The organism is Pseudomonas sp. P135, from assembly GCF_020312125.1.
Classification (GTDB): Bacteria; Pseudomonadota; Gammaproteobacteria; order Pseudomonadales; family Pseudomonadaceae; genus Aquipseudomonas; species Aquipseudomonas fragariae.
In genome coordinates, this window is the sequence record NZ_JAGPYR010000008.1 from 195,152 (window position 1) to 209,464 (window position 14,313).

The 14,313-nt window shown below is 60.8% G+C and carries 11 protein-coding genes; 7 read left to right on the forward strand and 4 right to left on the reverse strand.

Annotation, left to right across the window (positions count from 1 at the left end; all coding sequences use genetic code 11):
- Positions 1-334 precede the first annotated feature (334 nt).
- The 6 genes from KBY08_RS14950 to KBY08_RS14975 all read left to right on the forward strand — a co-directional run bounded on the left by KBY08_RS14950 (position 335) and on the right by KBY08_RS14975 (position 7,660).
- Positions 335-2,782, forward strand: a complete 2,448-nt coding sequence (locus tag KBY08_RS14950) for a TonB-dependent receptor plug domain-containing protein (RefSeq protein WP_111522284.1) — start codon at positions 335-337, stop codon at positions 2,780-2,782.
- Positions 2,783-2,824: 42 nt separating this feature from the next.
- Positions 2,825-3,814, forward strand: a complete 990-nt coding sequence (locus KBY08_RS14955; protein WP_011268066.1) for an amino acid ABC transporter permease — start codon at positions 2,825-2,827, stop codon at positions 3,812-3,814.
- Positions 3,807-4,592: an amino acid ABC transporter ATP-binding protein gene (locus KBY08_RS14960; protein ID WP_011268065.1), complete on the forward strand. Its 786-nt coding sequence runs from the start codon at positions 3,807-3,809 to the stop codon at positions 4,590-4,592. The genes KBY08_RS14955 and KBY08_RS14960 overlap by 8 nt, the downstream gene beginning before the upstream one ends.
- Positions 4,593-4,620: 28 nt before the next feature.
- Positions 4,621-5,550, forward strand: coding sequence for an ABC transporter substrate-binding protein (locus KBY08_RS14965; RefSeq protein ID WP_011268064.1), 930 nt, complete (start codon positions 4,621-4,623; stop codon positions 5,548-5,550).
- Positions 5,551-5,572: 22 nt separating this feature from the next.
- On the forward strand, positions 5,573-7,156 hold the full coding sequence (locus KBY08_RS14970) for a flavin monoamine oxidase family protein (protein WP_024638592.1): 1,584 nt from the start codon (positions 5,573-5,575) through the stop codon (positions 7,154-7,156).
- Between the two features lie 69 nt (positions 7,157-7,225).
- Entirely contained in the window at positions 7,226-7,660 is a 435-nt protein-coding gene (locus KBY08_RS14975) for a RidA family protein (protein ID WP_024638593.1), read from the forward strand.
- Positions 7,661-7,693: 33 nt separating this feature from the next.
- On the opposite strand, the gene KBY08_RS14980 is transcribed toward KBY08_RS14975, so the two are convergent.
- The 4 genes from KBY08_RS14980 to xylA form a co-directional block, all read right to left on the reverse strand.
- Positions 7,694-8,830 (reverse strand): sugar ABC transporter permease, encoded by a 1,137-nt coding sequence (locus KBY08_RS14980; RefSeq protein ID WP_003400873.1) that lies wholly within the window; start codon positions 8,828-8,830, stop codon positions 7,694-7,696.
- Positions 8,831-10,387, reverse strand: a complete 1,557-nt coding sequence (gene xylG / locus KBY08_RS14985; RefSeq protein ID WP_058822102.1) for a D-xylose ABC transporter ATP-binding protein — start codon at positions 10,385-10,387, stop codon at positions 8,831-8,833.
- A 102-nt stretch (positions 10,388-10,489) separates the two neighbouring features.
- Positions 10,490-11,491 carry a D-xylose ABC transporter substrate-binding protein gene (gene xylF / locus KBY08_RS14990; RefSeq protein WP_024643204.1) on the reverse strand — a complete coding sequence of 334 codons (1,002 nt, stop codon included), beginning with the start codon at positions 11,489-11,491 and terminating at the stop codon, positions 10,490-10,492.
- A 135-nt stretch (positions 11,492-11,626) separates the two neighbouring features.
- Positions 11,627-12,943, reverse strand: a complete 1,317-nt coding sequence (xylA, locus tag KBY08_RS14995; RefSeq protein WP_003400879.1) for a xylose isomerase — start codon at positions 12,941-12,943, stop codon at positions 11,627-11,629.
- A gap of 169 nt (positions 12,944-13,112) precedes the next feature.
- Between xylA and KBY08_RS15000 the strand changes: the two genes are divergently transcribed.
- Positions 13,113-14,312: a XylR family transcriptional regulator gene (locus KBY08_RS15000; RefSeq protein ID WP_024638598.1), complete on the forward strand. Its 1,200-nt coding sequence runs from the start codon at positions 13,113-13,115 to the stop codon at positions 14,310-14,312.
- Position 14,313 lies beyond the last annotated feature (1 nt).

Below are 14,313 nucleotides of genomic sequence, written 5' to 3' on the forward strand. Positions count from 1 at the left end.
CCTGCGCAGTGTGACAGGGGCGCTGAAACGCTGACCCCGGTGCAGAATCGTTGGAAGGGAGTTCAACGTATGTTGCCTGTTCAATCCTGCCGTTGCCTTTACTTCTCTCGCCCTGTCATTGACAGGCGCATCGCCTTGCCACTGCTCCGCACCGACTACTCGCCTCACAGCTAGTTCGTTCAGACCGCTAAGTGCCAAACCCGGCCGCAGGCTTTCCTGCATGTCGTTGATCACTTTTAAAACCGTGCATGCCGCGCCGTCCTCAAGACAGCGGGAGTGTCCGATTTCGCGATTTGGATGTGTGGCTGCGATGACAGCCATGTCTGGAGTGGGTATGAAACAAGCCTTACAACGTGCCCGGGTATCGACTGCTGCAATGGGCTACTGCCCATTGGCCTTGGCGATAGGGGGCATGTTGCTGTCAGGGACCATAAGAGCCCAGGAAAACAACACCGACGACCCGCGTACCTTGTCCACTGTGGTGGTCACCGGTAATCGCGGTGCCGAGCAACGCACGGTCACCAGCAGCCCGGTGCCGATCGATGTGGTCAGCGCCAGACAGTTACAGAGCACCGGCAAGCCCGGACTGATGGAAGCCCTGAGCGCTGTGATTCCATCGCTGACCCTGCCGGAAAAAACCGGCTGGGACGCCAGCGGCATTGCCCGTGCGCCCAACTTGCGGGGTCTGAGCGCCGCCGAAGTGCTGGTGCTGGTCAATGGCAAACGCCGTCACACCAGCGCCACCCTGAACATCAACGGCATCAATACCGGGGCTGCCCCTGCGGACCTGGACCTGATCCCCATCAGCGCCATCGACCATGTTGAAGTCCTGCGCGATGGCGCAGCGGCCCAATACGGTTCCGATGCGATTGCAGGGGTCATCAACGTCATCCTCAAGGCTGACACCAGTGGTACCTCGGTGACCAATGCCGGGCTCGGCTATGACGGCAAGAAGCAGACTGTGCAGCAAAGCCTCAACAAGGGGTTCGAGATCGGCGACGGGGGCATTGTGCAACTGGCGCTGGACGCCCGCAGCCAGAATGATGACAACAAGGCCAGCGCCAATGGTTACAGTTACGAGCAGGCCTATGACCTGGCGGGCAAGTCCACGTATGGCGGCTACGGCACGCCAAAGACTAATCTGCTGACCCTGGGGTACAACGCCGAACTGCCCGTCGATGGCAGTCTGAGCCTGTATTCCTTCACCACGTATTCACGTCGTAAGGCCGAGCAGGGGCAGAATTTTCGTCTGCCGACCATCACCAATACCATTACCACCGGGCCTAACGGATATCCGGCGGGATACACGCCGACCTGGTACATCGATGAAGACGATGTTCAGGCAGCATTGGGCGGCAAGGGCGCCGTCGGCGAATGGGATTGGGACCTGTCCAGCACTTATGGGCGCAACGAAGCCGAGCAGGGCACTACGCACAATCAGAACCCGTCCCTGGGTGAAGCCACACCCAACCGCTTTACTTCCGGCACGTGGATATCCACCGAACTGACCACCAATCTGGACTTTAAGCGCGGCTTCGACATCGGTCTGCAAAAGCCTCTGGATGTGTCCTATGGCCTCGAGCATCGGCGTGAGACGTACGAGGTGCAGGCCGGTGACTATGAATCCTATGCCAATGGCGGCTACTGCATTGCGCCGGGCAACTGCGCGTCTTCCGGAGCGCAAGTCACCAACGGTATTTCCCCTGACGAAGAAAACAGCGCCTCGCGTAACAGTGTCGCCAGTTATGTCGACGTGGGCTTCAACCCTGTACCGGACTGGTACGTTGGCAGCGCATTTCGCTACGAGCATTACAATCAGGGCGTGGGCGCGACCCGCAGCGGCAAGCTGACCACGCGTTACGATTTCACTCCCCAATTCGCCGTACGTGCCACTGTCAGCAATGGCTTCCGTGCGCCGTCTCTGGCCAACAGCCTGTTCAGTGCACGCTCGACCACGTATGGCGTGGTGGACGGGGTCTATCAGTCCATCAACTACGGCGTGTTGCCGACCGGGTCGGGGGCCGCGAAGGCGCTGGGCGCGGAGGACCTCAAACCGGAGCGCTCGACCAACTTCAGCCTGGGTTTCACGCTCACACCGACCGAGCGCCTCACGCTGACCGCCGACGCCTACGTGATCAATTTGCGTGAGCGCATCACGCTGACCGGCACCTTGCTGGGCGATGAGGTCACGCAGGTGCTGCTCAACAATGGCATCGACTCGACGTCGGGTGGCCAGTACTTCATCAACGGTGCCGACACCCGTACCAAGGGGTTGGACCTGGTCAGCAATTACAGTCAGGACCTGGGGCCGTACGGGGCATTGAAGTGGACGGCGGCGTTCAACTGGAACCAGACGAAGATCCTCAGCTACAAGGAATCCACCTCGATTCTCGGTACGTCCTATGAACTGATGGACCGCGAAGCGCGCAATCTGATCACCGGTGTGCAGCCGCGCACCAAGCTGATTCTGGGCGGTGACTGGAGTATCGAGCGCTTCAACCTGAATCTGGCGCTGACCCGCTACGGCGCTTACAAGGAGGTCAATTCCTCAGCCAATCGTGATCTGGACCGGGTGTACGGCACCAAATGGATCACCGATCTGGACCTTGGCTACAACCTCAGCAAAAACCTCAACGTCGCCGTCGGGGCCAAGAACCTGTTCGACGTCTATCCCAAAAAGCAGGGGATTCCCAGCAGCACCATGGTCAGCAGCTACGGCACCTATTCGCCCTACGGTTTTACTGGCGGCTATTACTACACCCGGCTGACTTACGCCTTTTAAGGCCAGCACCTGACAACTCAATATTGCGTGCGAGGAACCACCATGCCCATTGTCGCCAAACCCTATGACTTCATTGATGAGCCCAGTCATTATCCGCTTCCTCAGAGCCGCGTAGCACCGCCGCCGATAAAGGCGTTGCAGGTCGTTCCCGCCCGGCATCCCGGTCGCTGGATCGGGTCGATATTCGCGGCGCTTGTGCTGCTGGCCATTGTGCACTCGCTGGCGACCAACCCGCGCTGGGAGTGGGGCGTTTTCGGCCAGTGGTTCTTCTCGCCATCGGTGCTGCGCGGCCTTGCGCAGACGCTTCTGTTGACGTTGCTCAGCACGCTGTTCAGCATCATTCTCGGCACGGCGCTGGCGTTGGCGCGCCTGTCCGGCTCGCCGCTGCTGGCGGCACTGGCCTGGGGCTACATCTGGTTTTTCCGCTCGATGCCTGCGCTGTTGGTGTTGATCATCCTCTACAACTTCGCCTACCTGTACGACCACATCGTACTCGGGGTGCCGTTCACCCAGCTGGTCTTCGCCGAGTGGTCGACGGTGGACGTGCTCAGTCAGTTCACCGTTGCGGTACTGGGCTTGAGCCTGATGCAGTCGGCCTATACCGCAGAAATCATTCGTGGCGGGCTGATCGGTGTCGATGCCGGTCAGCATGAAGCTGCTGCGGCACTTGGCCTGCCTGCGTCGCGGCGAATTTTCCGGATCATTCTGCCCCAGGCGTTGCGCTCGATTCTGCCTTCGGGTTTTAACGAGATCATCGGTCTGGTCAAGGGAACATCCATTGTTTACGTGCTGGCCTTGCCGGAGCTGTTCTACACCGTGCAGGTCATCTACAACCGCACCCAGGCAGTGATTCCGTTGCTGATCGTGGCCACCGTCTGGTACCTGATCATCACTACGGTGCTGACCAGTGCCCAGTATTACGTCGAACGCCACTTTGCCCGTGGCTCGGCACGTGTACTGCCGCCGACACCCTTGCAGCGCCTGCGCGGCTGGCTCCATGCCAGCGCTTCCGGGGAGAAGCACCATGAGTGAGGCCTCCACGCCAGTGCGCGCAGGGCGCATTCAGATTCAGGGCGTGGGCAAGCGCTTTGGCAGCCAGCAGGTGCTCAAGGACATCGACCTGAGCATCGAGCCGGGCAAGGTCACGGTGATACTCGGTCCTTCCGGTTCCGGCAAGTCCACGCTGCTGCGCACTATCAACCACCTGGAAAAGATCGACAGCGGGTACATCACCATCGACGGTGATTACGTTGGCTATCGTCGCAAGGGCGACCTGCTCTATGAACTCAAGGAGCGCGAGATTCTCAAGCGGCGGATCGAGGTCGGCTTCGTGTTCCAGAATTTCAACCTGTTCGCGCACCTCACTGCCTGGGAAAACATCGCCGAGGCGCCTTTGGCCCACAAACGCTGGAGCAAGTCCGAGGCCCGGGCCAGGGCAAGTGAACTGCTCGCCAGGGTTGGTCTGGCAGACAAGACAGATGCGTACCCGCGCCAGCTTTCCGGTGGTCAGCAACAGCGTGTCGCCATCGCCCGCGCGCTTGCGCTGGACCCCAAGGTCCTGTTGTTCGATGAGCCCACCTCAGCCCTTGACCCCGAGCTGGTCGGCGAGGTGCTGGACGTCATCAAGGGCCTGACGCAGTTGGGCGTCACGCTGGTGGTGGTCACTCATGAAATCGGCTTCGCCCGTGAGGTGGCAGACCATGTCGTGTTTCTCTGCGAGGGCCGACTGATCGAGCAGGGGCCGCCGGAACAGGTGTTCCATCAACCTCGACATCCTCGCACGGCTGCCTTTCTCGGCAAGGTGCTATGACTTTCCCGCTATCAAGGAGTGACCACTGATGTTCATCAATAGCGCCCGTGTGGCCTTGCTGACGCTAGCTGTCAGCGTCGCCCACAATACGTTGGCGTCGACCGCGCAACCGGTCGATCTGAGTCCCGACCGGCCACGCATTCATGTGCCGCGTAACGAGGCGGCCATCGCACAGATCCCGGCGGGCTTCAAGTTCGCCCAGCCTGGCAAGTTCACCGTGGCCGTCTCCGGTGTTGCGGGGCCACCGTTGGCGCTGCTGGCCAACGACGACAAAACCACTATCGGCAGCGAGGCCGATACCGCGCAACTGGTAGCGGATAGCCTGGGCTTGCAATTGAACGTGGTGCAGACCAGTTGGGAGGACTGGCCGCTGGGCGTCAGTTCGGGAAAATACGACGCGGTGATCAGCAATGTCACAGTCACTGAAGCACGCAAGAAACGCTTCGATTTCGCCACTTACCGTCAGGACGTCCTGGGCTTCTACGTGAAAGCCAACAGCAAAATCAGCGAGATAAAACAGGCGTCGGACATTGCCGGGCTGAAAATTATCGTCGGCTCCGGCACCAATCAGGAAAAGGTTCTGCTGGCGTGGAACGAAGCGAATGAAAAGGCCGGTATCAAGCCTGCGCTGTTGCAGTACTTCGATGATCAGGCGGCCGCACAACTTGCCATTCAGTCGGGTCGCAGTGATGCGCTGTTCGGGCCCAATTCGATATATGCCTATTCGGCCGCGATTACTGGCGGCATCAAGCGGGTAGGCACGGTTAATGGCGGCTGGCCGCTGCAGGCGGATATCGCCGTGACCACGCGCAAGGACAACGGCCTGGTCAGGCCGATTCACACCGCCCTGGAAGGAGCGATTGCCGGCGGCCAGTACGAGCAGGTGCTCAAACGCTGGGGGCTGGATGTGGAGCGCGTCGACAGGTCGTTGATCAACCCGCCCGGCTTGCCGGACTGAAGCGTTGAAGGGAGCAAACGATATGGGACTGACACGACGTGAAGCGCTTTCCAGTATCGCTGCCGTGGGCGGCGAGACCGCCGTCAAGGATGCGCTTGCGGTACTGGGGCTGGGGCCTTCATCACATCGACGGCCACAGCCTCTGAAACTCGGCGACGGTCTGGGGCAGGGCACGCGCGTGCTGGTGCTGGGGGCAGGCATTGCCGGGCTGGTCACGGCACTGGAACTGAAGCGCGCAGGTTTTGCCGTGCAAGTGCTGGAAGCCCGTGAGCGAGTGGGTGGCCGTAACTGGACGCTGCGCAACGGCGATCGGGTGGAGTACAAGGACGGCCGCTCACAGACCGCAAGCTTCGATTCAGGGGTGTATTTCAATGCCGGTCCGGCGCGCATTCCCAGCCAGCATCGGACGTTGCTCGACTACTGCAGTGAACTGGGTGTGCCGCTTGAAGTACTGGTCAACAGCAGCCATGGAGCACAGGTACGCCCGGACCTGCAACGCCCCGCGTTCACTGTCGGCCAGGCGATCAATGACGCTCGCGGCCATCTTTCCGGTTTGCTGGCCAGGGCGGTGCAGCGCGACGCGCTGGACGATGTGTTGAGTGGCGAGGAGCGTCAGCGGCTGTTGGCGTTCTTGCAGGTGTATGGCGACCTTTCGCAGGAGCTGGCGTACGAGGGCAGCCTGCGCTCCGGCCATCGGACGTCACTTTCTCATCCGGGAGCCTTGCCGACCAGTGCGCAACCGGTGGCGCTGGATCGCTTGCTGCACCCCGAATTGTGGGGCGCACTGCTGCACACCGAGTTTCCCGAGTTTTCCGCGACCATGTTTCAACCGGTCGGTGGCATGGACCGGATCACCGACGCCTTTTACCAGCGCCTCACCGACCAGGTGCAACTGGGCGCGAAGGTACGGCAGATTCGTCAACTGGAAGACGGCGTGGCAGTTACCTATCACGACAGATACAGCGGTCGCGAGCATGTGGTGCGCGCCGACTATCTGGTGTCAACCCTGCCACTGCCCTTGCTGGCCAGACTGGACACCGATTTCAGTGACCCGGTCAAGGCGGCCTTGCTCAGCACCCGCAACGATCAGGCGACCAAGGTGGCCTGGCAATCTCCGCGTTTTTGGGAAACCGACTACCGCATCTACGGCGGGTTGTCCTGGATCGACCATCCGGCGCGGCTGTTGTGGTATCCCAGTAACGATTTGAACACCCGTGAAGGTCTGCTGGTGGCGGGTTATGTCACCGGGGAGGGGGCCGCTGCGTTCGGTGCGCAACCGTTCGACACACAATACGCTGCTTCCAGAGAAGCGGTAGAGCTGCTGCATCCGGGGTATTCGCGGCAGTTGCGCAACCCGCTGGCCGTGTCCTGGGAGCAGATCCCTTACAGCGAAGGCCCTTGGTTGCAACGCGAACATTTTCCGGCCGCTGCCAGTGCGTTGCTGGACGAGCCCCATGGTCGTGTGTACTTCGCCGGTGACGGGCTGGTGCAAAGCGGAGTCGGCATCTGGCAGGAGTCGGCGGCCAACTCGGCGCGACATGTGGTGGCGCAACTGGCCGAGCGAGTGAGGCAAGTGCGGCAGATTTCGACCCTTGCCGCGTCATGACGTGCAACTGCACGACCCCGTCGTTTTACGTAACCCTTATTCCTGAATATCCATTGAAGGAGAGACACCATGAGCGACAGCATTCAACGCACCAGCGTCGGCGATTTTCCGATCTCGCAAACCGTGACAGTGCCAGCCTCGACCAGCCTGGTATTCGTCAGCGGCACCTTGCCTGACCTCGCCGACCCGAAGGCTCCGGCGGGTACGCCGGCAGCCTATGGCAACACCGAAGTACAGACCGTTTCGGTATTCAACAAACTGCGCAGAATCCTTCAGCAACAGGACCTCGATCTGGGCGATATCGTACAGTTGCGGGTATTTCTGGTCGGTGCCGAGGAAACCGCCGGCAAGCTGGATTTTGCCGGGCTGCAGGCCGGTTACACGCAATTTTTCGGCACGCCGGAACAACCTCTCAAACCCGCGCGCACGGCGTTGCAGGTGGTGGCGCTGCCATTGCCCGGCGCGTTGATCGAGGTCGAAGCGATAGCGGCCAGACCGGCTTGATCGCGCGCTGTCAGCTCGCGTGTCGGGCAGCGATCAGCGCCGCCCGGCGCGGGTACTCACGTCCACCCACACCGCCAATACCAGAATGCCGCCCTTGACGATCATCTGCCAGTAACTGTCGACGTCGAGCATCGACATGCCGTTGTCGAGACTGGTAATCACCAGTGCGCCGAGCAGGGCGCCGTAGACAGTGCCTGAACCACCGCGCATCGATGTGCCGCCGATGAAGCATGCGGCGATGGCGTCGAGTTCGCCCATGTTGCCTGCCGAGGGTGAGCCGGCGGCCAGGCGTGCTGTATTGACCAGCCCGGCGAACGCGCACATCACGCCCATGATGCCGAAGATCCATAGCTTCACGGCCTGTACGTTGATGCCGGACAGGCGCGTGGCCTCCATGTTGCTGCCGACGGCGTAGACGCGGCGTCCGAATACCGTCTGGCTGGTGACGTAGCTGAATACGCCGAGCAGGACCAGCAACAGCAACACTGGAACAGGGATTCCGTCGTAGCTGTTGAGCACATAGACAAAGCCGCCCAGCACGGCGCCGATCAACACCACACGCAACACATCACGAATCAGCGAATGCGCTGCCAGGCCGTGCAGTGCTCTGTTGCGCCGTTGTTTCCAGGTCAGGAACAGCGTCAGCGCCAGCAGCAGAATCCCGAGTCCGGTGCCCACCGCGTGCGGCAGGTAACCTTGGCCGATATAGACCAGCGACGGTGACACCGGGGCGATGGTCGTGCCGCCGGTGATCCCCAGCAGGACGCCACGAAACGCCAGCATGCCACCCAGCCCGACGATGAACGAGGGGATCCGCAGGTAGGCAGTCATGTAGCCATTGGCGAGGCCGATCATCAGGCCGCACAGGGCCACCACACTCAGGTTCGCCAGCAGCGGAACGTGGTAAACCACATCCAGAATCGCCGCCAGGCCACCGAGCAGGCCAAGCAATGAGCCCACCGACAGGTCAATCTCGCCGCTGATGATCACCAGCACCATGCCGCAGGCCAGAATCCCGGTAATGGACATCTGGCGCAGCAGGTTGGACAAGTTGCGCGGGGTGAGGAAGCCGCCCTCGGTCTGCCAGCTGAAGAACAGCCAGATAACGGCGATGGCAATCACCAGCGCGAGCATTTTGTAGCGGGTGAAGAACTGTTTGACCTGGTTCATCTACGCGGTCTTCCGGGCATTATTGTGAGGGGTATCGGAGTGGCTGAGTGCAGCGGCGAGGACCTGCTCCTGAGTCAGGTCATGGTTGATGAAGTCGCCGCGCAACTGGCCGTCGCCAATCACCAGCACACGGTCGGACACGCCCAGCACTTCGGCCAGCTCCGAAGACACCATGATGATCGACACGCCCTCGGCTGCCAGCGCGCCCATCAGCTTGTAGATCTCGTACTTGGCACCGACATCGACGCCGCGGGTAGGCTCGTCGAGAATCAGAACGCGCGGGCGGGTGAGCAGCATCTTCGCCAGCACGGCTTTCTGCTGATTGCCGCCTGACAGGCTGGTGATCGGTAAAAACGGGCTGGCGGTCTTGAGGTGCATGCGCGAGATTTCCCGGTCGATACTGCCCAGTTCGGCTTCAGCGTCGATGCGGGTCATGTTCGAGTAGCTGTCGAGGACCGCGAGGGTGATGTTCTGGCCGACGCCCAGGTCCGGAATGATGCCCTGGCGCTTGCGGTCTTCAGGGACCATGCACAGGCCGGCGCGGATCGATTTGAGCGGCGTGCGCGTGTCGATCGCCTGGCCATTCAGCCACACTTCACCGCTGTACCGACCGGGATAGGCGCCGAACAGGGCGGAGACCAGTTCGGTACGGCCCGCGCCCACCAGCCCGGCGATGCCGAGGATTTCCCCGCGCCTGAGGAGGAATGACACGTCGTCGACGCGCTTGCGCCTGGGGTTATCGACGTCGTAGCAGGTGATATGCCGCGCTTCGAAAATCACCTCGCCGACATCATGCGGCTCGGTGGGGTAGAGGTTGCTCATTTCGCGTCCGACCATCTGGGTGATGATCTTCGGAATGTCCATGTCCGCCATTGCAGTGGTGGCGATATGTTTGCCGTCGCGGATGACGGAAACGGTGTCGCACACGGCGGCCACCTCATCGAGTTTGTGCGAGATGTACACGCACGCGACCCCCTTGGCCTTCAGGTCGTGAATGATGTCCAGCAACACCTCGATTTCGGAGCGGGTCAGGGCCGAGGAGGGCTCGTCGAGAATCAACAGGCGCGCCTTCTTGTTCAGCGCCTTGGCGATTTCCACCAGTTGCTGGTAGCCGCCGCCATACTGCGAAACCGGCAGCGCCACGTTCATGTCAGGCACTTTGAGTTCACGCATCAGCGACTCGGCGCGGTGCATCATGGCCGGGTAATTCATGCGCCCGCCGGGGAGCGTCAGCTCGTGGCCCATAAAAATGTTTTCGGCCACCGACAGGTCCGGGACCAGCGTCAGCTCCTGATGGATGATGACGATCCCGGCCGCTTCAGTTTCACTGATCGACTGTGCCTTGAGCGGTTGGCCGTCCCACAGGATTTCGCCCTCCCAGGTGCCGTAGGGATAGACCGCCGACAGGACTTTCATCAAGGTGGATTTGCCCGCGCCGTTCTCGCCGCACAGGCCCACGCACTCGCCGGGCTTCACTGTGATATCGATGCCGTTGAGCGCTTTTACACCGCCAAAGGATTTGACGATGCCGTTCATTTGCAACAGGTAGTCAGACATGGCGCAGGGCTCTACGAAGGTGTGAAGGCTTGCCCTGAGCGGCGACCCGGCTAAACCGCAGGGTCGTGCTCTGGCTTTCAGCGACGTATCAACGATCGAGGCTCATTGCCCGTCAATCTGCGCCTTGGTATAGAACCCGTCTTTCTCCAGCAGGTCGATGTTGTCCTTGGTCAACGCTGTAGGCGTCAGCAGGATGGTGTCGACTTGTTTGCTGCCGTTGTCGTATTTCGAGCTGAAATCGGGTTTCTCATTGCGTGCCAGTTGCACAGAGAGCTTGGCGGCTTCCGTGGCAATCAGTTTCAGCGGCTTGTAGACAGTCATGGTCTGCGTGCCATCGATGACCCGCTTGACCGCCGCGAGGTCCGCGTCCTGACCCGAGATAGGGACTTTGCCGGCCAGTTTCTGTGCGGCGAGGGCCTGAATCGCGCCGCCGGCAGTGGCGTCGTTGGAGGCGACGATGCCATCGATCTTGTTGTTATTGCGGGTCAGGGCGTTTTCAACAATGCTCAGGGCCTCGGTAGGGTTCCACTCCTTTACCCACTGCTGGCCGACGATCTTGATATCACCTCTGTCGATAGCCGGTTGCAGCGCCTTCATCTGGCCTTCGCGCAGAATCTTGGCGTTGTTGTCGGTGGGCGCGCCGCCCAGCAGGAAGTAATTGCCCTTGGGCGCTGCTTTCAGCACGCCGTTGGCCTGCATCTCTCCGACTTTTTCGTTATCGAAGGAAATGTACGCGTCGATATCGGCATTGAGGATCAGCCGGTCATACGACACCACCTTGATCCCGGCCTTCTTGGCCTCGGCAACGGCGTTGGTCAGCACGGTGGCGTTGAACGGCACGATGACGATCACATCGACGCCGCGAGAGATAAGGTTTTCTATCTGCGATATCTGTTTCTGTTCATTGGCATCCGCTGATTGCACGAAGACCTTGGCGTCGAGCTTTTCCGCCGCCGCAACGAAGTAATCACGGTCGCGTGACCAGCGTTCCAGACGCAGGTCATCAATGGAAAAACCTATTTTCGGGTGCGCAGAGTCAGCCATCACCGGCAGGGACAGCAAGGCCAGCGCGCTGGCGAGCAGCGTACGTTTGAGGGTGTTCATAGGGTGCGTCCTTTTATTGTTGTTTGAGACACTGCTTGACTGTGGGTGATACCGATAAAACTGTAGAGCGTTGCCGGACGTCGCGTATGAAGATTTGTCGCCTGAATGTCACGGGGCGACGTCCAGCTACGCCAGTCAGGCGTAGATAAAGCGGTTGACCACGCCTTCAAGCAGTTCCTGACGGCCACTGACGGCCTGCGGGTTCAGCTCGTTGGCGAAGGCGTGTTCGGCGAGCGAGGCAAGGCTGAATTCGCCTGCCAGTACCGATTGTCCGAAAGGCTGCTGCCAGCCGGCGTAGCGCTGATCCTTGAAGTGCTGGAGTTTATCGTTCTGCAGCATGGCGGCGGCACGCTCCAGCGCCAGGGCGAGGACGTCCATCGCGGCGACGTGGCCGTGGAACAGATCGATATCGTCGAGGCTCTGGCGACGCACTTTCGAGTCGAAATTGAAACCGCCATTGGTGAAGCCACCAGCCTTGAGGATCTCGTAGGTGGCGAGGGTCATCTCTTCGACGCTGTTGGGGAACTGGTCCGTGTCCCAGCCGTTCTGTGGGTCGCCACGGTTGGCGTCGATGCTGCCGAAGATTCCCAGCGAGACCGCCGTGGCGATTTCGTGGTGGAAGCTGTGCCCGGCCAGCGTGGCGTGGTTGGCCTCGATATTGACCTTGATCTCGTTTTCCAGGCCGTACTGCTGCAGAAAACCGAACACCGTGGCGCTGTCGTAATCGTACTGATGCTTGGTCGGCTCCTGTGGCTTGGGCTCGATCAGCAAGTCACCCTTGAAACCGATCTTGTGCTTGTGTTCGACCACCATGCGCATGAAGCGACCGAGCTGTTCGCGTTCACGCTTGAGGTCCGTATTGAGCAGGGTTTCGTAGCCTTCGCGACCGCCCCACAACACGTAGTTGGACCCTTTGAGACGCTGGGTGGCATTCATCGCGCTGAACACCTGGGTCGCGGCGTAGGCAAAGACTTCCGGGTCCGGGTTGCTGGCAGCGCCTGCGGCGAAGCGTGGGTTGCTGAAGCAGTTGGCCGTGCCCCACAGCAGTTTTATGCCGCTCTGTTGCTGATGGCGTTCCAGGTGATCGACCATGTGCGCGAAGTTGTGGCGATACTCCTTCAGTGAGGCGCCCTCCGGTGCCACATCGGTGTCGTGGAAGCTGTAGTAGTCGATGCCGAGCTTGGAGAAGAACTCGAACGCTGCTTCGGCCTTGCCGATGGCCAGTTCCATCGGGTCACCGGACCCTTGCCAGGGGCGCTTGAAGGTGCCGACACCGAACATGTCGGCGCCCGGCCATACGAAGGTGTGCCAGTAGCAGGCCGCCATGCGCAAGTGCTCGCGCATGGGTTTGCCGAGGACCAGCTTGTCGGCGTCATAGTGGCGAAAGGCGAGAGGCGAGTCGCTGTCAGGGCCTTCGTAGCGAACCCTGTCGACGTCGGGGAAGTACGGCATGAGCATTTTCCTTATTGTTCTTGGCGGTGTCTGGATACTAGCAACGGCCCTGCGTGCGCTGATTATGAAAATCGTCAACGCACAGTGCGATTTTGAGTGTTGAGATTCGCCGGTCAGCGGCCTAGTCTGTGGCCAACGGCGTCGTGCTTATCGAATCGGCATGAAAACAATGAAAACCGTACCTCCCGTTCACCGTATCGCGCTGTTGTTCAACGGCAGCAAGATTTATGATCGCGGCATCATCAGCGGTATCGGCAACTACCTCAGCAGCACCCGGGTGTCCTGGGACCTGTTCCTGGAGGAGGATTTCCTCTGTCGCCTGAAAGGCATCGAGCGCTGGCAGGGCGACGGGATCATTGCCGATTTCGATGACCCGCTGATCGGCGAGGCACTGGCCGGGATCAAACTGCCGGTGGTAGCGGTGGGTGGGTCCTATCAGGACGAGCGCGCCTACCCGAAGGGTATTCCTTATGTGGCGACTGACAATCACGCCTTGATCAAGGCGGCCTACGAGCACTTGATCGAGGCCGGGCTGACGCGCTTTGCCTGCTTCAGCCTGCCTGAAGCGCAAGCCAATCGCTGGGCGCAGGAGCGCGAGCAGGCCTTTCGCCGCCTGCTGCAGCGCGACGGCCTGCACGCCGAGGTCTATCGTGGCCTGGGCACCAGCGCGCCGCTTTGGGACAGCGCCGTAGAACAGCAGATCGCCTGGCTGCAAAGCCTGCCCAAACCGATCGGCATCATCGCCGTGACCGATGCCCGCGCTCGTCAGCTATTGCAGGCTTGCCTGACCGCCGGAATTGCCGTCCCCGAACAGGTGGCACTGATCGGCATCGACAATGATCCGTTGACCAGGACCCTCACTCGCGTGCCACTGAGTTCGGTCGTTCAGGGCACCGACACCATGGGCCGCACCGCCGCACGTCTGCTGCACCAGATGCTGCACGGTATGCCGTCCTCGGGTACCCACATTCTGATACCGCCGGATACTGTCAACGTGCAGGCTTCGAGTCTGCATCAGCCTTTGGGTGACCCCTATGTCATGCAAGCGCTGCTGTTTATCCGGCAGTACGCGTGCCAAGGCATCAAGACTGCACAGGTCGCCGCCTACGTGGGCGTTTCGCGCTCGTCACTGGAGTCACACTTTCGCCGCGTAAGGGGCTGTAGCGTGCATGACGAGATCCTGCGTTTCAAACTGGCCGCCGCTGCGAACGGACTGGAAAACACCGGGCTGGCCATTGCCGAGATCGCCCGTGATTGTGGTTTTCGGTCTGCGCAATACCTGCACACCGTGTTTCGTCGCGAGTTCGGCTGCACGCCGCGAGAGTACCAGCAGGGTGCCAATGCGGCCGTGCAATGCTCAAGTGCCTGAC

Excerpts from the sequence above, each read along its gene's own strand:
- KBY08_RS14950 (WP_111522284.1), top strand. The coding sequence starts at position 335 with ATGAAACAAGCCTTACAACGTGCCCGGGTATCGACTGCTGCAATGGGC.
- KBY08_RS14955 (WP_011268066.1), top strand. The coding sequence starts at position 2,825 with ATGCCCATTGTCGCCAAACCCTATGACTTCATTGATGAGCCCAGTCAT.
- KBY08_RS14960 (WP_011268065.1), top strand. The coding sequence starts at position 3,807 with ATGAGTGAGGCCTCCACGCCAGTGCGCGCAGGGCGCATTCAGATTCAG.
- KBY08_RS14965 (WP_011268064.1), top strand. The coding sequence starts at position 4,621 with ATGTTCATCAATAGCGCCCGTGTGGCCTTGCTGACGCTAGCTGTCAGC.
- KBY08_RS14970 (WP_024638592.1), top strand. The coding sequence starts at position 5,573 with ATGGGACTGACACGACGTGAAGCGCTTTCCAGTATCGCTGCCGTGGGC.
- KBY08_RS14975 (WP_024638593.1), top strand. The coding sequence starts at position 7,226 with ATGAGCGACAGCATTCAACGCACCAGCGTCGGCGATTTTCCGATCTCG.
- KBY08_RS14980 (WP_003400873.1), bottom strand. The coding sequence starts at position 8,830 with ATGAACCAGGTCAAACAGTTCTTCACCCGCTACAAAATGCTCGCGCTG.
- xylG (WP_058822102.1), bottom strand. The coding sequence starts at position 10,387 with ATGTCTGACTACCTGTTGCAAATGAACGGCATCGTCAAATCCTTTGGC.
- xylF (WP_024643204.1), bottom strand. The coding sequence starts at position 11,491 with ATGAACACCCTCAAACGTACGCTGCTCGCCAGCGCGCTGGCCTTGCTG.
- xylA (WP_003400879.1), bottom strand. The coding sequence starts at position 12,943 with ATGCCGTACTTCCCCGACGTCGACAGGGTTCGCTACGAAGGCCCTGAC.
- KBY08_RS15000 (WP_024638598.1), top strand. The coding sequence starts at position 13,113 with ATGAAAACCGTACCTCCCGTTCACCGTATCGCGCTGTTGTTCAACGGC.